General features: G+C 46.2%; 20 protein-coding genes and 1 pseudogene. 11 read left to right on the top strand and 10 right to left on the bottom strand.

Features of this window, described 5'->3' with window-relative positions:
- Positions 1 to 29 precede the first annotated feature (29 nt).
- Genes PISL_RS08380 through PISL_RS08355 form a run of 6 tightly spaced genes read left to right on the top strand, consistent with a single transcriptional unit; the run spans position 30 to position 5,817 of the window.
- The gene (locus tag PISL_RS08380) at positions 30 to 458 is read left to right on the top strand and encodes a hypothetical protein (RefSeq protein WP_011763358.1); all 429 of its coding nucleotides are present in this window, start codon (positions 30 to 32) and stop codon (positions 456 to 458) included.
- The gene (locus PISL_RS08375; RefSeq protein ID WP_011763357.1) at positions 455 to 748 is read left to right on the top strand and encodes an NADH-quinone oxidoreductase subunit K; all 294 of its coding nucleotides are present in this window, start codon (positions 455 to 457) and stop codon (positions 746 to 748) included. The genes PISL_RS08380 and PISL_RS08375 overlap by 4 nt, the downstream gene beginning before the upstream one ends.
- Positions 745 to 2,175, top strand: coding sequence for a complex I subunit 5 family protein (locus PISL_RS08370; RefSeq protein WP_011763356.1), 1,431 nt, complete (start codon positions 745 to 747; stop codon positions 2,173 to 2,175). The genes PISL_RS08375 and PISL_RS08370 overlap by 4 nt, the downstream gene beginning before the upstream one ends.
- Positions 2,166 to 4,019 carry an NADH-quinone oxidoreductase subunit 5 family protein gene (locus PISL_RS08365; protein WP_011763355.1) on the top strand — a complete coding sequence of 618 codons (1,854 nt, stop codon included), beginning with the start codon at positions 2,166 to 2,168 and terminating at the stop codon, positions 4,017 to 4,019. The genes PISL_RS08370 and PISL_RS08365 overlap by 10 nt, the downstream gene beginning before the upstream one ends.
- Positions 4,016 to 5,254: a proton-conducting transporter transmembrane domain-containing protein gene (locus PISL_RS08360; RefSeq protein ID WP_011763354.1), complete on the top strand. Its 1,239-nt coding sequence runs from the start codon at positions 4,016 to 4,018 to the stop codon at positions 5,252 to 5,254. The genes PISL_RS08365 and PISL_RS08360 overlap by 4 nt, the downstream gene beginning before the upstream one ends.
- A gap of 11 nt (positions 5,255 to 5,265) precedes the next feature.
- Complete coding sequence (locus PISL_RS08355) at positions 5,266 to 5,817, top strand: nucleoside-diphosphate kinase (RefSeq protein WP_011763353.1); 552 nt, start codon at positions 5,266 to 5,268, stop codon at positions 5,815 to 5,817.
- Here the strand turns inward: PISL_RS08355 and PISL_RS08350 are convergent.
- The 4 genes from PISL_RS08350 to PISL_RS11580 form a co-directional block, all read right to left on the bottom strand.
- The gene (locus PISL_RS08350; protein WP_011763352.1) at positions 5,809 to 6,213 is read right to left on the bottom strand and encodes a hypothetical protein; all 405 of its coding nucleotides are present in this window, start codon (positions 6,211 to 6,213) and stop codon (positions 5,809 to 5,811) included. The genes PISL_RS08355 and PISL_RS08350 overlap by 9 nt on opposite strands.
- A gap of 115 nt (positions 6,214 to 6,328) precedes the next feature.
- Positions 6,329 to 6,946, bottom strand: coding sequence for a hypothetical protein (locus tag PISL_RS11410; protein ID WP_245218373.1), 618 nt, complete (start codon positions 6,944 to 6,946; stop codon positions 6,329 to 6,331).
- 69 nt (positions 6,947 to 7,015) lie between these two features.
- The gene (locus tag PISL_RS11405; protein ID WP_245218372.1) at positions 7,016 to 7,198 is read right to left on the bottom strand and encodes a hypothetical protein; all 183 of its coding nucleotides are present in this window, start codon (positions 7,196 to 7,198) and stop codon (positions 7,016 to 7,018) included.
- A 36-nt stretch (positions 7,199 to 7,234) separates the two neighbouring features.
- A complete protein-coding gene (locus PISL_RS11580) occupies positions 7,235 to 7,360 on the bottom strand; it encodes a hypothetical protein (RefSeq protein WP_280531762.1) in 126 nt (41 codons plus the stop codon).
- Positions 7,361 to 7,459: 99 nt separating this feature from the next.
- On the opposite strand from PISL_RS11580, the gene PISL_RS08340 reads away from it, so the two are divergent.
- The 3 genes from PISL_RS08340 (at position 7,460) to hisS (ending at position 10,958) form a co-directional block, all read left to right on the top strand.
- Positions 7,460 to 8,497, top strand: a complete 1,038-nt coding sequence (locus tag PISL_RS08340; protein WP_011763351.1) for a glycosyltransferase — start codon at positions 7,460 to 7,462, stop codon at positions 8,495 to 8,497.
- Between the two features lie 152 nt (positions 8,498 to 8,649).
- Positions 8,650 to 9,696 carry a saccharopine dehydrogenase family protein gene (locus PISL_RS08335; RefSeq protein WP_011763350.1) on the top strand — a complete coding sequence of 349 codons (1,047 nt, stop codon included), beginning with the start codon at positions 8,650 to 8,652 and terminating at the stop codon, positions 9,694 to 9,696.
- Entirely contained in the window at positions 9,693 to 10,958 is a 1,266-nt protein-coding gene (gene hisS, locus PISL_RS08330) for a histidine--tRNA ligase (protein ID WP_011763349.1), read from the top strand. Before PISL_RS08335 ends, hisS begins: the two co-directional genes overlap by 4 nt.
- Here hisS and PISL_RS08325 read toward each other — a convergent pair.
- The 4 genes and pseudogenes from PISL_RS08325 to PISL_RS08315 all read right to left on the bottom strand — a co-directional run bounded on the left by PISL_RS08325 (position 10,943) and on the right by PISL_RS08315 (position 13,350).
- The gene (locus PISL_RS08325; RefSeq protein ID WP_011763348.1) at positions 10,943 to 11,839 is read right to left on the bottom strand and encodes a carbamate kinase; all 897 of its coding nucleotides are present in this window, start codon (positions 11,837 to 11,839) and stop codon (positions 10,943 to 10,945) included. The genes hisS and PISL_RS08325 overlap by 16 nt on opposite strands.
- Before the next feature lie 20 nt (positions 11,840 to 11,859).
- Positions 11,860 to 12,736, bottom strand: a pseudogene (locus PISL_RS08320) (MFS transporter).
- Positions 12,737 to 12,768: 32 nt separating this feature from the next.
- A complete protein-coding gene (locus tag PISL_RS11640) occupies positions 12,769 to 12,945 on the bottom strand; it encodes a hypothetical protein (protein WP_342364421.1) in 177 nt (58 codons plus the stop codon).
- Between the two features lie 39 nt (positions 12,946 to 12,984).
- The gene (locus PISL_RS08315) at positions 12,985 to 13,350 is read right to left on the bottom strand and encodes a hypothetical protein (protein WP_011763347.1); all 366 of its coding nucleotides are present in this window, start codon (positions 13,348 to 13,350) and stop codon (positions 12,985 to 12,987) included.
- Positions 13,351 to 13,383: 33 nt separating this feature from the next.
- On the opposite strand from PISL_RS08315, the gene PISL_RS08310 reads away from it, so the two are divergent.
- Complete coding sequence (locus tag PISL_RS08310; protein WP_011763346.1) at positions 13,384 to 14,220, top strand: hypothetical protein; 837 nt, start codon at positions 13,384 to 13,386, stop codon at positions 14,218 to 14,220.
- Here the strand turns inward: PISL_RS08310 and tatC are convergent.
- Positions 14,205 to 15,053: a Sec-independent protein translocase TatC gene (gene tatC / locus PISL_RS08305; protein ID WP_011763345.1), complete on the bottom strand. Its 849-nt coding sequence runs from the start codon at positions 15,051 to 15,053 to the stop codon at positions 14,205 to 14,207. The two genes, PISL_RS08310 and tatC, sit on opposite strands and share 16 nt — an antisense overlap.
- Positions 15,054 to 15,654: 601 nt before the next feature.
- Between tatC and PISL_RS08300 the strand changes: the two genes are divergently transcribed.
- Entirely contained in the window at positions 15,655 to 15,957 is a 303-nt protein-coding gene (locus tag PISL_RS08300; RefSeq protein ID WP_053240464.1) for a Sec-independent protein translocase subunit TatA/TatB, read from the top strand.
- Between the two features lie 37 nt (positions 15,958 to 15,994).
- Here the strand turns inward: PISL_RS08300 and PISL_RS08295 are convergent, their stop codons facing one another.
- Entirely contained in the window at positions 15,995 to 16,807 is an 813-nt protein-coding gene (locus tag PISL_RS08295; RefSeq protein ID WP_011763343.1) for a DMT family transporter, read from the bottom strand.
- Between the last annotated feature and the right edge of the window lie 4 nt (positions 16,808 to 16,811).

Genomic DNA, 16,811 nt, shown 5'->3' with positions numbered 1-16,811 from the left:
ATTTTAAAACTGGAATTAGGACGCGTATCATGCTAGACTTGCTAATCCTATTTACTACATTATTTTTCGGCTTACTCACTGTATTTTCTAGAGATAACGTATACGCAGCTATTAGTCTATCTATTACTGCTGGAACAGTAGGCGCATATTATGCATATCTAGCACAATTTGCTTCTGCCTTCTTAATTTTCGTGATATACATCGGTGCTGTCATGTTGCTTGTCATAATTACAGCAGCCATGTACGGCGGTGTCCAGAGATGGGGTGTTAAATATCTCCTAGTCGTATCTATAGTATTTCTTGTTACTTCAGTTCTAGGAATTTGGCTCTGGTTTACGCCCCATACGACTTTAGCAACTCCTATACAATTAGGCGATTTACATAGCATTATAATTTTGCTACTTGGAGTTGCTGCGGTTTCGCTTGTAGTAAGTGTGGAAGTTGCAAAAAAGTTATGAACGCGGCATTTGTCGTTGGATTTATTTTGATTCTTCTCGGCCTATATAGTATAGCTATAACTAGGAATCTAGTGAGAATTTTAATCTCTTTGGAACTCGCTACAGTAGGCGCTTTCCTCATTTTAACACCTATTGTCTTAAAGAATTCAATATTGGCATTTTACGGAGTCTTAATTTTAGTTATGATCTCTGTATCTGAAGCGTCAATACTTGCTGCTTTAATTTACCGCAATTACATATTAACAAGAGAAACAGATATATCTGCGATGAAAAGCGGGAGGGAAATATGATGATTCTAGTCTCTTTACTCATACCTATGGCATTATCTCTTGTAGCATATATTGTAGCAAAGAAATCTACATATTTGGCAAGCTATATATCTGCCATTGCGTTAGTACCGCTTTTAGTAATCTCTGGATACACCACGTTTAGCGGCGTTATTTACACAGAGGGCACATTCCAAGGCTTTGATATATTGGCGTTTAAGATTACTCCATTCAATGGAGTTTTCGCTTTTACAGTTGCACTAGTTGGGATATTTGTCGCCCTTTATTCGGCACCCTATATGGAGCACAGAAGCCACGAGTTGGGGAGAGATACATCAATTTTCTATTTGACATACGGCTTTTTCCTCGGCGGCCTTGCCGGAGCCTTTGTCGCAGTTAATTTAATTATGATATACATCTTTATTGAAATCGCACTTATTGCATCTCTTTTCCAAATTCTTTATTATGGATATGGAGATAGAGTTAGAATAACTATCATGTATTTAATATGGTCGCATGTGGGGGCGTTATTAGTACTCGCTGGCTTTCTATTTCTCTACTTAAGGGGGATCTACTACGTGCCACTTCTCGTAGATGTCAAACATCTTGGCGCCGATTATGTAGCATTTCTGTTGATACTAATAGGGTCTCTTGTCAAAATGGCTGCCCTCGGCGTCCATATGTGGCTTCCATATGTACACGCGGAAGCCCCAACTCCATTGTCAGCACTCCTATCGCCTGTGCTAGTCGGCGTAGGCGGCTATATAGTAGCTGCAGTTGGCATGTATATACTGCCGAGCCCAGAGCTGACGCAATGGCTTATCTACTACGCACTTGCAACAGCCATATACGGTGGCTTGATGGCGTTTCTCCAAAAAGACATCAAAAGACTCTTTGCGTACTCCACAGTGTCGCAGATGGGATACCTCCTCCTTGGGGTAGCCCTCTTTAATCCACATGGCTATACAGCTGCAGCACTTTTTTACCTTAGCCATGGCTTGGGCAAAGCGGTGCTCTTTATGACAGCCGGATATTTCATTATGTATTTACATACACGTGACATAGAGAAAATGGGGGGCCTATATGGGTGGCGGCCTGAGCTCGCAGGGGCCGCTATTGTAGGTTTTCTCAATCTAGCCGGCATATTGACAATAGGTATGGTGTCTGAAATTATATTGACTGTGTCTTATGCCAAGTATTTCAGTTTTAGTTACGCATACTACATCCCGTACGCGCTTATGTTGCTTGTTACAAGCATCTACGCGTTTAACACAATCCGCGCAGTGTTCTTCGGGCCTCATAAATACGAGGGCAGAGGCCCTGTAGACATCGCGTTGACATCTATAGTAGCTGTGGCACTTCTCTCTATATTATTTCTACTGCCGCCATTTTCAAACGCTTTAGCAGACAACGTATATAATACCATAGAAGTGCTGAAGTTATGGAAGTAATCCTCTTTACTATTTTTACGCCGTTGCTCGCCTCTATAATATCGCTGTTTAGCTACTCCGAGAAATTCAAATCTTGGGTAGTGACATTTGGCACTTTTGTATCTGCGTTATTAGCAACATATCTCTTTTTCACAGCGCCACATGGCGTATATGGTGTAGATTGGATTGAATCAATAGGGGCTAAGATAGAGGTTAGGCTTGACGAATTTAGCATACCCATGGGCCTTTTAGTAGCTTGGCTAATAGCCGCCATTTCGCTCTACTCTGTCAAATACATGGAGGGAGACTACAGGCCAGGGTGGTATTGGTTCTTCTTTGGCTTCTTTGCCACCTCTATGTTAGTGGTGGTATATGCAGAGAACCTCTGGTTCCTACTAGCCGGCTGGGAGGGCGTTGGGCTTGCCTCCTGGGCTCTCATAGGGCATTGGTATCGCGATGAATACGATAAATGGGTGGGCAGAGAGGAGAGAGTATTTGGCGTGCCTTACTGGTGGACGCCGAGTAAAGCCGGGCTACGCGCCATATTAACTGTGCGCTTTGGAGATTCCTTTTTCCTCGTGGCGATAGCTCTCTTCTACGTAGTTACAGGCACCGCTTCGCTTACAGGTTTACTCCATTCAGAGAGTCTAAAGGCTCTGGGCGTAGTTCCCCTTATATTTTTCGCCCTGGGGCCATTTACAAAAAGCGCCCAGTTTCCATTTCACGAATGGCTTCTTACAGCAATGACGGGGCCCACTAGCGTATCTGCGCTAATCCACGCAGCGACTATGGTAAAGGCCGGGGTCTACGTGTTGATAATAACAACGCCGATATTCCTCTTAGTACACGGCTCCGAGTTGTACTTCTGGATAGTGACGGCGATTGGCGTAATCACGGCTCTTACAGCTACAATAATCGCCCTAACCTCTATGGAGTTTAAACTTGTACTGGCTGGCTCTACGGCAGCGAACCTCGGCATAATCGCCGCGGCGGCAGGCGCCGCAGGCTTGCTAGGCCTACGCGAAGAGAAGCTTCTACATACGCTCCTCTTCTACGCCTTTTTACACATAGCCGGCCACGCGGTGTCTAAGGCCTCCCTATTTATGGGATTTGGCGCTGTGATACACGAAGCGGGCACACGCTTCATTGGCGAAGTGGGCAAACTATGGCGCCACATGAAGATAACTGCGATAGCCATGGCCCTCTCTATGTTAAGCTTGGTAGGCATACCGCCGTTTGTGGGATATATAACAAAAGACCTGGCGCTTGAAAACGTGTTTGAAGTCGTGCATATATCTCACGTAGATATTCTCGCGCCTGCACTATACCTCCTGCTGTTTCTCACACCGATATATGGTCTACGTCTGGTAGGGCTGACGTTTCTCCACGGGAGAGAGCCTGAAGAAGTTCACGAAGCGCCTGTCTTAATGTGGCTGCCCTACACGGCGCTAGCTATAGCTACTTTGGCATTAGGAGGTTACTTCGCCGTAGCTGTAAAATTCCCATTGACAGAAGCCTTGATAGCAGTCTTGCTAGGCTTCTTGATTGGCCTAATACTATATGTACTGCTTCCAGGCTTTAAATCTGAGACACTACAGCCGCTGTGGGAGGTGGCGTATCGTAGATTTTATCTGCCTATTTTATACGATGGAGTATTTCCGCTTTTATTTACTTGGTTTGCCAAATTTATATATGTAGTATTTGACAAGGGGCTTTTCGACGGGTTGTATCACACTGTAATTCCCGGAGTTTTCGAAATGCTGTCTAACAGTGTAAGGAGATTAGTGACAGGCAACATAAGTATTTACATCTTCTACACCATAGTGGGAATATTAATAGCACTACTCCTCTTGGTGGTACTATGATAGACTTCCTCACATACCTAATACTCGCAGTGTCTCTCACATCTCCACTGGCGTTGAGAATAGATGGACGTTATATCACGGCGGGCGTATCGGCTATCTTACTAGTCCTATCTATATACCTATGGTTTCCCGTGGGAGTAATAATTTCAGTTGTGGCTCTTGCGCTATCTCTAGACTGGCGTTTAAAATCGTTTGGAGTCGCCTTGGCTGTCTCTGTTATAAGCGCGTTGCTTGCGGCTTATGTCTACTACAGCTCGGCGCCTGTAGTCTATGGGCTAGTTGCGTTGGCGTTAGTCACCGCCGCGGTATATGGCCTATTGGCTATGGATAAGAGCAAAGAAAATATAGAAGGCGCTGTGAAATATTTGGTATTTTCAGGCGTGGGCAAGGTGCTTATAGTCTCAGGCTATATGCTTGCCGCCTCTGGTTGGCCTCAGGGACTCTATCTAACAGTCCTCGGCTTTATGTTTGAACTAGGCATCGTGCCCTTCCATGCATGGGTTGTAGACGCCTATGCCCTCGGCTCTCCTAGGGGAGTTGCGGCTTTAGCCGCTTTTAGTAAAGTCACGGCGCTTTTTGTTCTACTTGCGATATTTAAATCGGTTTCTGCTACTAGAGAAATAGGTCTTGTAGCGTTAATAGTAGCGTTATCATCTATGTTTGTAGCAAATGTAGCCGGTCTAACTGCTAAGACACTAGGTCGTATCATGGCCTACTCTTCCATAGCTCATATGTCTTACGCCTTAGCCGCAGTCGCCCTAGTGTGGTGGCTTGGAGAACCTAGCACAGGCATACAGATATTCGGCGTGCCCATAAAAGCCGTCGACCTCGCCGCACTTGTGGTAGTGATTGAAGCTTTAAGTTCTGGTTTTGCAAAAGCCGGAGTCTTTGGCTATCTAGCGACAAACATATCTGATCTACTCCCCCCGAGGAAGAGCGTCCTCAATATATTAAACATACTTTCTCTGCTGGGGTTGCCCCCGCTACTTGGCTTTTGGGCTAAACTGTTTCTGGTGCTATTAATTATAGCCTATCCACAGCCTTTGCTTGTCGCATTTTTAGTAGCTTGGGTAGTTTTAAACAGCGCAATGGCAACTCCGTATTATTTGAGAGTTTTAAGAATGGTGGCAGAGGCGCCAGGCCCCCTGGCAGATAATATCACGTCGACTTACACAGCTTTTATATCTACAGCGCTTGGCGTCATAATGCCGCTTATCGTCTATACGCTTGTGTAATAGGTTGATCTATGCCCATTGAGAGGACGTTAGTAATCTTAAAGCCGGATGCTGTACAACGCGGCCTCGTTGGCGAAATTATTTCACGATTTGAAAAAGCTGGGTTAAAGATCGTAGCGATGAAGATGATTAAAGCAACGCCGGAACAAATAGAGAAATTCTACCCCTCTTCAGAGGAGTGGTATAGATCTGCAGGGAGTAAACTCCTAAAGGCCTACCAAGAGCTTGGAATAGACCCGCGTAGCAAGATCGGTACAGACGACCCGGTGCTTGTCGGCAAGAAGATTAAGGAGAGCTTGGTTAAATATATGACCTCTGGGCCCATAGTTATACTAGTACTAAAGGGGAACAGAGCGGTAGAGGTAGTGAGAAAATTAGTAGGCCCTACATCTCCACACATAGCGCCGCCTGGCACAATCAGAGGGGATTACTCGTGCGACTCTCCAGATCTAGCCGCTGAGGAGGACAGAGTCGTCTACAACTTGGTCCACGCGTCAGATAGTGTAGCCGAGGCTGAAAGAGAGATACGTTTCTGGTTTAGAGAAGACGAGATATTAGACTAGTTGCAATCTATAGGCGAATAGTGTAACTGCAACATTTGGCAAGGTCTTTCTCCTCCCTATAGTCGGTATAACTGCTAATACGGGACCTGACACTGTAGGATCCAAGATTTTTATTCTAACTCTCTTATTGCACACCACACCCTCTAGGACATTCCCATGGACTTCGCCCTCGATAAGTTGGTCATAGTTCTCTAAGAGAAAACCGTTAAAGTCTATCTTTGTTATATTGGTCAAAACCGCCCCATATCTACTCTTTACTAGTCTAGCCCTGAAGGGGGGTTCCATGTCTGTTGGTAACTCCATTAGTTTAACCGGCAATTGGCCACACTTTGGGGGGCCAGATACGACGAAGTAAAGACCACGAGTGGGGCCGCGGGCTATAGCTATGATATCCATAGTTCTTCGACAAAGCGCCGTCTTTTAAGGGTCAAATTAAGTTCACCACGTGAAAATGTAGTGAATCACTGGTTTGCTAAGGGAACGAACTCGATTAGTAAAGCTTATATATGGTTCACCCCGAAGAGAACTGGAAACGGAGCTCCGTCTGTGGCAATGGTTCTGGCGAATGTTCGACGCGTATTTTTTCTCTGTCTACATAAAATATATAGTCGTACTCAGAGTCAGAGGGCCTAGGCACTGATGTATAGATATCTACCCAGACAGCTCCCGGCCCTCTAAACGATCTGAACCACCTTTGTATATTTTCTGCGTCAAGTGTTATAACATAGGTAGACAGCACTTTCTGAGCGTAATGTTCTAGGCGCATATGTTCCATTAATGAAACAAGGCGCGGTTTGGCTTTCTTGAAGAAAGCCGGTTGATACGGCTTATGTACATATGTTATGGCGTTTGGAGAGTCGACAACAGCGGCGGATAGACTCTGGAGAGGGCCGTATACTGCAATTTGAGCCCCAAGAGGCACCTCTTTTACAAAATGCGAGATGAGACCAGGTGGCGTGACGTATTTATGTTCAGAAGACGGCGTAACTTCATTGGTTAATATAACTGGGCCAGTTGAAAGGACCATGTAGTAGACAGGTTTGACTACTTCAAGCCCCCTAGCCTTTAGAATCTTTACACGCCTAATAGTTGCATAATCTACATATTTGGCTTCGAGTTTTACTATCACGTCTGCAACATCGGCAAGTGGGTTGTACTTATTCTCTATACCTATAACGCTGTAGAGTCCCGTCTTTGCCTAGGCATCCGCCGTAGCTCTATCAAATACCACGGCATCGACATCATCTATAATGAAGACATCTGCCTTCTCCCTATACGCTAAGTCCATCACTTGGTTAAAGAGAGTTTCTTTGTACTGTGGCACATAGGGGTAGTCATATACTACTACGTCTTCAACTCTCCATCCGAAACTTTTCCACATCTCATGTAAAGTGTTCCTCCGCTCGTTAAAGGTGACTCACACAACTCTCCTTCCTGCTTTTGCAAAGTCAAAAGCCACTTTAGAAATAAGCACAGTTTTATCAGTGCCGCTCGCTCCGTATACAAAGGAAACTCTTTCTGCAAAAATATGTCTAAAATCCACAGCGTAGTTGGACAGAACATATTAATACTTTACGGTTACTACATTTAAAAACGCCTTTAGGAATCAACTAAATATAGCTATTTAAAAATAGGCCAAAATATGATATCTGTTATAGTACCGACATATAACGAGGCTGAAAATATAAGAGAACTCGTAGAAAGGCTTCATAAAGCGTTAGGTAGCAACTACGAGGTTGTCATTGTTGATGATAACAGCTTAGATGGAACTGTCGAAGTGGCAAAAAGTCTGGCAAAGAAGTACCCTGTGAAAGTCGTCACTAGAAAAAACCGCCTAGGTCTCTCTAGCGCCGTGGCGGAGGGGGCCAAGTGGGCGAGCGGCGACGTCGTAGTCGTCATGGATGCAGACCTCCAACACCCGCCTGAGCTAGTGCCTAAGTTGGCGGAGATCGCTGAGAGAGGTTGTCTGGCGGTGGCGTCGCGGTATGTGAAAGGCGGCGGGGTCAGGGGTTGGTCTCTCTACAGGCGTATTGTGTCTAAAGGCGCCGTCTTTCTCGCGAGACTTCTACTGCCCGAGGCTAGGGCGGTCCGCGACCCGGTTTCTGGCTTTTTTGCCTACAGTAGAGAGTGTCTAGCTCAGATAAAGCCCACCGGCCTCTACAAGATCTTGCTAGATGTCCTCGTCCAGTGCAAGCCGAGGTGCGTCGTGGAGGTGCCCTACATCTTTGGCCTAAGGACGCGCGGCCGGTCGAAGCTAGGCACTAGACACATGTTAGACTATCTAAGACAACTACTTAGGTTAAGCAAGTGGCGCCCCCTAAAGTTCGCCGCGGTGGGCGCCAGCGGCGTCTTTGTGGCTTGGGCAGTCCTCTACCTCTTGTCCCCACTGCCGCCCTACCTCTCAGTCGCCGCGGCCATAGAGACGTCCCTCACCTCAAACTATCTATTGAACCGCCTCTGGACTTTCGCAGAGAGAAAAACGCCGGCGTTAATAGGTTGGCTGAGGTACCACGTGGCCACGGCGGCTGGAAATGCGACAAATTACATAACGACGCTAGCGTTAAATATACTTGGCGTCTGGGTATACATAGCCTATCTAATAGGCGTTATAGCAGGCTACGCTGTTAACTACATTCTCTCTGAGTTAACAGTCTTTATGACGTCCCCCTCCTCGCTTTGAAGAGCGGGATCTGCATAGCGGAGTCTCTCGTCGGGTCATCAAGCTGTTCGACGTGGGGTAAAGAGGGGCCGGCTTTGGTTATGACTTCTTCCCGCCCTAAAGGGCAGTTCTCAGTTGTGATAGTATAAATACTAACAACCAGTTCCAGCAATGTGAGAGTGTTAGTTCTAGGTTGTGGAAATATAGGTAGATACGTATATGACTATCTCTCGACAAAACACGATGTTGTAGTAGTTGATAAAGCAAAGGCGTGTCCAAATGCGTTACAACAAGATGCGTTAGAGACGCCTCTGGGCGGCTACGATTTAGTGATAAACGCGTTGCCAGGCAGTATCGCATATAAGGCGTCAAAGAGAGCGCTAGAAGCTGGGCTTGATACAATAGATATTTCCTACTACGCAGAGGACCCCCTCTCTTTACATCAAATCGCAGTTAAAAGTGGCGCGAGATATATACCAGACGCCGGAATTGCCCCCGGCCTTAGCAACATATTGGCTGGGAGACTCGCGGCCGAGTTAGATAGAGTAGACGAACTAGGTATTTACGTAGGTGGCATACCTGAAAAGCCCGTGGGTCCACTCGGCTACTCGGTTACATGGAACCCGCTCGATCTGGTAGAGGAGTACACACGACCAGCCAGAGTTTTAAAAAACGGCGAGGTGACATCCGTCGACCCACTTAACGAAGTTGAGTATATACATTCACCAATAGGCGAATTAGAAGCTTTTTATACCGACGGACTTCGTACACTCCTAAAAACCCTAGCAGACAGAGTATCAACAATGTATGAAAAAACGCTTAGGTGGCCAGGCCACGTTGAAAAAATACGCCTACTCCGCGACCTAGGCCTCATGGATGAAAGCGGAGAGCCACCTCCGCGGTTAGTAACTGCGACAGTTCTTTCCAAGCTTAAATTCGACGTCCCAGACGTAGTATATATGCGTGTATTTGGAACTAGAGGCGACAAGAAGATACAGTACGAGGTCTTGGTAAAGTCTCGCGACAGGTGGACAGCTATGCAGATAGCCACTGGGAGCGTTGCAATAGCTATGCAATACGTAATAAAAGAGCTAGAACCTGGTGTTACGCCGCCGGAGTATATAGGCATGTCTAACAAGCTATTTCCAAGGATTATATCTACTGTGAAACAACATGGAGTCTATATATCACGAGAAGTTGTAGAGAGGGTGGTTTTATGAGCGGCCTTCCAGACTATTTAAGAAGACCCCCACGCGGGATGCGAGACTGGCTTCCGCCGCAGTTTTATGCGCTTAGACATATGGAGGAGACGTTGTCTAAAGTAGCTGAGGCCTTTGGATACAGGAGAGTTGAAACACCTGTGGTAGAACATTTTGAAGTACTCGCGAAAAAAGCCGGCCAAGAGGTGGTGAATGAGATATACTACTTCAAAGATAAAGCAGGCCGCGACCTAGGGCTTAGATTCGACATGACGGTCCCTATTGCCCGTGTCATTTCTTATAACCTCAGCCTTCCCAGACCAATAAGGTGGTACTATTTCACTAAGGTATTTCGTTACGACGAACCGCAACACGGCAGATATAGAGAGTTTTATCAATTTGGGATAGAGCTAATAGGTTCGGCGAGCCCTAGAGCGGACGCTGAAGTGCTTCAAGTATTTACACAAGCTCTTGACGCAGTTGGTGCAAGGAGTTATATTGTTAAAATCAACGATAGAAGAGTTGTAGACAAGTTGCTTGAGAGATTAGGAGTTTCTGCATATAGAGATGTCATTTACCGTGCATTAGATAAGAAGCTTAAACTCTCAAGAGAAGAGGTGATAAAGTTAATGGCTGAAGGCGGCGTTTCGCTTGATACGGCAGAGCGTATATATGACATAGCCGAGGAGATGTCAATAGAAGAGGCGGTTAATGTCATAACTAAACTAGACAGCGGCCTGGGGTCTTTCTATAACAAATTATTGAAATATTTAGAAGCTGCCGTATCGCTAGACAAATTTAGATTTGATATGTCTATAGTCAGAGGGTTAGACTATTACACAGGCATGGTGTTTGAGGCATTTGCTGGAGAGTACAAACTAGCTGTAGGAGGCGGAGGACGTTATGACGACCTTTTAGAGCTCTACAGTGGCGTTAAAATGCCGGCTCTCGGTTTTGCAATAGGCGTGGAGAGACTAATGGAGGCGGTGGGACTTGAAGGCGTAGAGAAGCCGTTGGACTACTACATATATATCTTTGACGACGACGCGTACCCATACGCAGTTGCTATAGCAAAGAGACTCCGTTCCGCCGGCTACAGTGTTGTGGTAGAACTCGGCGAGAAGAACCTAAAAGAAGTCTTCGAGTACATACTAAAGATAGGCACTAGGTATTTGATAATTATAGGGAAAAAGGAGCTTGAAAAAGGCGTTGTGAAAATTAGAGATTTACAAAGACGTGAGGAGTTTGAGAAGCCGTTTAGCGAATTCTACGGCACAACTTGAGTGCCGCTAATCCCCTTAAACACCTCATAGCCTCTTTCTAATGCGCCAACAGCAGCTTTTTTGCCAGTCTTACGTACGAAATTTATAACCGCCTGTACCTTAGGCCCCATAGAGCCCGGCGGAAAATGTCCTTCAGACATATACTTCTCCAGCTCATCAACTCTTACAACGTCAAGCTTCCTCTGGCTAGGCTTTTTGAAGTTTATATAAATGCCATCTACATCTGTGAGTATGACGAGGAAATCTGCACCCAGCTCTATTGCTAGTAATGAAGAAGCTAAATCCTTGTCTATAACTCCCTCTACGCCTACGCCATTACACATAGGTATGCCGCCTCCGCCGGTTGCAACTACGACATAGCCGCTTTCTAAAAGCTGTTTTATCACATCTACTTCTAAGATCTTACGTGGTGTAGGAGATGGCACAACCCGCCGCCACCCTCCCCTTGGGTCTTGTTTAAATATCCAGCCGTATCTCTTCGCTAACTCAATAGCTTGTTCTTCAGAATACACAGGCCCTATAGGTTTTGTCGGAGTTTTAAAAGCGGGGTCGTTGCAATCTACCTCCACGCGGGTAACAATAGCTACAGACCTCCCAGAGCCTAAATACCTGTCGAGAGCAGAAACTATAAAGTAGCCTAACATACCTTGGGTCGCCGCGTTTAAGACGTCTAGTTTAAACGCCCCATCCCCCCTCTGTAATTCGGCAAGATATCCAATCTGCGGGCCATTGCCATGTGTTATAACGACTTGATGTCCCTCTTGTACGACTTTAGCAATTACTCTTGCCGCTAGATCGACGTTTTTTAAATGAGTCTCCTGATTTATAGGCTCGCCAGGTTGATTAAACGCATTGCCCCCCAGCGCTATAACTACCCTCACTTTCTGTGTTAATCGAAATATTAATAAATCTTTAGCATATTTATGACTATATATGTCGCTATAGCAGATAAAAAAGCTAGTGCCGAAAGTAGAAGCCAGGGATATGTAGGCGAAAAGGCCATAAGTAAAGAGAAAGCGTAGCTAAAATGAAGACCGAGAGCCATATTTATAACATTGATTACGGCTAGGGCAGATGCAGGATTTCTAGAAACCTTTGATACTGTGGCATATACAGCGGTTATGTATGCAGAAAATGAAGCCCCGTATATAAATACGAGAAGAGGCGCCGCCTCTATTGGCGTATCTGGCATTGCTAAATATACAATAGATGCAAAAATCGGAGTGTAGAGTAGCAAGCGTCTTTTGTTTTTTGTTCTATCGTAAAGCCTTCCAAACACCCCGCCGAAAAATCCCGACAGCATAGACGCCGACGAAATTGCGCCTGCATAACTCTCTTCCATGCCGCGGAATAAATGTAGCCACGTAGCTGTGAGACTATTAGCTGCATATACGGCCCCCCAGAAGGGGAAAGATGCTAGGCCAAATACACTAGTTTTCCAACTGATAGATGTCTCACTTTTTAAGCTCGCGCTTTTTAAAAGCATAGCTCCGAAAGCCGCCGAAATAACCCCTGGTATTGCTATTGCAATACGCCATCCGACTAACGACGCTACATAGCCCCAGTAGTAACCCAGAAAGCCGCCTAGGTTAAAAGAAGCGTTATACCAACCTAGGATAGAACCAACGGCGTCAGGTTTAAGAACTAAGCACAGCGCCTGCTGTAGAAAAAAAGAGGCCAGCGCCTAAGCCGCCCAGTGCCCTAAAAAACAACGCCCACTCCCAGCTGGGGGAGAGGCCGACGGCTATAGACGATATGCCGAAGATTATCAAGCCAATTCCGGCGATTTTATTATGGCCGAATTTAGCGCCTATAAAACTTGCCGGTAGCTGTGCCGTTTTGCGCCAACTATAAAAACCGCAGGTAAAACACCCGCTAGAGCTGGGTCTACGTTAAACTCTCTCAACATCATAGGTATCACAGGCGCGATGTAGAACCACATTAATGCATAAACTGCGCGCGAGAGTAGTACGAGATATATCAGCATTCTAAAACTACTTCACAACTCAGTGCCGGGGTTGGCTCATCACGCGTAATGCGGCGTCTGTTGCGACTGCGGCTGTATGGGAAGCGGCGGTGGAAAGCCCAACTCCCTCATGACAAGCGCCGCCTCAAACAAGGCGGCTTGCATTATAGGCCCTGCCACTTGCGGCGGGAGATTTTTCACATCTACCTCGCCCTGTATCACTGCAGTGCCTCTGATAGTCACTGTAACTACACTTGGGCTAGAGGCTATGCTTACCGTAAATGGTAACTCTATCGTGCCACCTCTTTTTACAGCTCTCTCTCCCTCTATCATAACTTGTACATTCATTTGTAACTGGGCGCCTGGAGGCGGGGCTCCAAATCTCTCAGCATGTATATAATCAAACCTGATACCTACGACACTCATGGCTTTTAAAATGCGAGACTTTATAAAAACTCTGTGATTCTACAAATAGTAGACTATAGCGAGTCAATACATACTTTGGGAGATGTACGCGCAATTGTTTCGCCACGTTGTAAAAACCCGCCGCCCTCTCCACGTCTCTCTTCCTTCTGCATACTTGCCAAAGCTGTCAAGAGGATATACGGCGTGGAGATATTTGGCGCTCTACAAGACCAAATAGACTTAGGACTTGACGTCCTTGACAACGTCTTGTTATTTGGACAACTACCACTTGAGGATATGTGGCTAGCCCGCATATTACCATACGGCGTAGCCGCCGGAAGTTGTTTTACCCCACGCCCAGACCCCATAGTCGCAACACTTGCGGTGTTGTCAGTAGGTATTGCCCCAGTGGCGGTGGATCTCCGCTATGGCTATGGGGAATACGCTCATTTTTTGGCAGAACGTGCAGAAGAGCTCGGCGCAGAGGTGCAGTTAATAGTTGTAAAACCCCTCGAGTTACCTGGCGACATAATATTTCACTCATCTGCCCCGCCCTATCTAAGGGAACGTTATATAAAAACGCCAGGCGATGTATCAATTAGAAGAGGCGAGATCACGCTTTCTAAAGCTACAGTCGAAGAAAACTCTACACCTACAGAACCAAGGTTCTGGGATGCGTTAAAACGCGTAGGCGAAATATTAAACCTAGATATAGACTTTTTCGAAGATTTGGCTTCTCAAAGCGTTTTAAGCCATAGTTATATCCTTGACCACATCACGACATGGCAACTCGGCTATTTAGCCAAGTGGGGCTTTATAAAACAAGTGCCCGGCGGTTGGTCCTCTACGCCAAAACTCCTCTATCTATACGGCCTTTACCGCCGACGTTGAACATCGGGGCACTTGCGGACAATCCTCCTGCTCCAGATTAGTCCAATTTCAAAAAGTATAGCGAAGGGTATAAACGTGAGAAATGTAGATATGAGCGTAGTATCTGGCGTCACCATGGCAATTAAAATTAGTGCCGCCGCATATACTAACGGCCTGTATTCTGCTAACGTCCAGGGATTTAAGAGACAGATCTCAGACAATATAGCCATCACAATGGGCGTCTCGAAGATCACTCCAGTCCAGAAGGCAATCTGGATCCAAGTACTTACCACAGACGCCACGCTGAAGATCTGCTCTACCTTAATCACTTGTGCCAGACCTACGACAAATCTAAAGAGGGAGGGATATATGATCAATATCCCGAAGAGGTTTCCGGCATAAAACAGAAGTAGGGCAATCCATAGATACTTTTTCACAGCTCTCTCTTCGTGTGGGTAGAGAGCCGGTTGTATATAAAGCCACATTTGATATACGAAATATGGAAATACCACAAGTGCCGTTAGATAAAGCGAGGAGTACATTACAGCCGCAAGCGGATTCCATACCTCGCCGGCGATTAAAGCAATTCTAACATACCCAGTTCTGTTGAGACCCTCTAAAAGTGGGTTAATAGATTGCATAAATACCCAATATGCAAATGGGTTATACTCTCCAGTTATGAAAAAAGAAGTGGCTATACTCAACGGATTTCCTCCGCTTAGATCTGGGGCGGGCATCCACATGAGGATAAAAACTACGGCAAAAGCTATAAGCACACGTTTAAGCCGCGTGCCTAATTCGGCTAAATGTTCCCACAGAGGCATTTCCTTGTCGCGAGGCGGTTTAGATTCCACAAAACTTACTGAAGTCGATATTAAAAAGCTACTTGGGTTATAGACGGCGTAAGTGTGTCGTTGCTCTCCAGCGGCCCAGCCCAAGCGTTCCTACGCCGGAGACGGCGTGTACCGCCAGCCCTAAAAGCCCCACCGCCGTTTCAGCTACCTTTTAATCCACATCTTCTCGTGAGAGAAGAAGAGAAGGGAGGCGGTAAAAAGCATAACCGTGACAAAAACGGCGGAAGAAATAGAAGGAGGGTATGTACACGTTGATCCGCGCTGTCGCTGTCTTTAGCGCGTGGCTGGGGCTGGTGTAAGTTCAACACCCTTAAGGATTCGAAAGGGCGTATAGGGAAATCGTGGCCGAATTTGTGGGACTTTCAAAACAGAACGGAGGACCGCATTACGCTTAGGAAGGCCCTCTACAAAGAGCTTCGCGGAAAGTACCCCGATTTGTTATCTCAGGGCACTCACGAAAAGGCCACATCGCCGTCTCCCATGCCCGATGACCCCCACGCTCTTGGATACCGGTGAAGGCGTGGGCTAGGAGAAAGTCTCTAAGCTGTTGCGCCTAGGGAGAGGCGGCATAAAATTAATAAAGGACTACTCACTAAGGCTTATGTACTTAATATTAGCCGGACAAGAGTGGCTTGTTGTTCTTATAGCTATCGTCATAATTCTCATCTGGGGCCCCTCCAAACTGCCCTCTCTAGCGAGAGGGTTGGGAGAGGCCATTAGGGAGTTTAGAAAGGCCGCTTCTGGCGTAGAAGAGGAGCCTAGGAAAGTTGAAAAGAGGGAGGAGATAGACCAGAAAATTGTCGAGATGGCAAAATCCCTAGGTATATCAACCGAGGGGAAGACAAAAGATCAGTTGCTAGACGAGATAAACAGGAAATTAGCAGAGTTAAAGAAACAGACATAATATTCAGCCCGTCGTCAGTTCTTCAAACATCAGCCGTCTAGTTAATCATCACAGTTGTGGCAATTCCAAGTCCGACTAGTAAAGCGCCTAATATATATTTCGGAGAGATAGAGGTCTTGTTGATAGCTCTGTCAAAAATTTGAGAGAGTATTGGCGTTAGAGATGTAGTTATGACGGTAGTTGCAACTCCGACGTAAGCCATTGCGTAGATAAACGCAAGAGAGCCCAAGGCCAGGCCTATTGCGCCAGATAAGACGGCATATATCAAGCCGGATGTAGAGATAGTGCGGATTTTTGAAAACGGAATAAAGATTAGACTTAACACGGCAGATCTAACCACGGCGATTGTATACGGCGACGTTTCCTTTGCCGCCATTCCTAAGAGAGCTGATGCAAAACCCCATAACAGCGATGTTATAAATCCGTATAATACGCCAGGGCCTCTAGGTCTGCCGCCTAATGTAATCACAACTCCTAGAAACGCCAAAAGAGCGCCTAGTAAAGCGCCAGATCTCACCGGCTCTACCCCCATTAGTGCAGAGAAAAACTGTGTCGTGAAAATATAGGTGTAGCCTATAGTCACAGCTACAGCTACTCCGCTATGCGATATCGCTTTAAAGTAGAAGTAGTCGCCTAGGCCCGGTCCGGAAATTGCAGAAGATAAAACGACAAGGAGGGTAGATAGAGCCACTCTAAAATCTGCAAATGGCAGAAGTAATAAAAGCGCTGTGATATTTCTTATGGCCACTAGGGCAAATGAGTTTGCTCCTTTCTTTGACGCAGCGTGTACAAGCGGCGCGTTTATAGAAAAAGCCAGAGTGGCTATAAGCGCCGATGCTAACCCATTCACCGGG

The sequence above is a fragment of the Pyrobaculum islandicum DSM 4184 genome (assembly GCF_000015205.1).
Lineage (GTDB): Archaea > Thermoproteota > Thermoprotei > Thermoproteales > Thermoproteaceae > Pyrobaculum > Pyrobaculum islandicum.
Note: the sequence above shows the minus strand (reverse complement) of the source record. Positions and strands in the feature narration are given on the sequence as shown.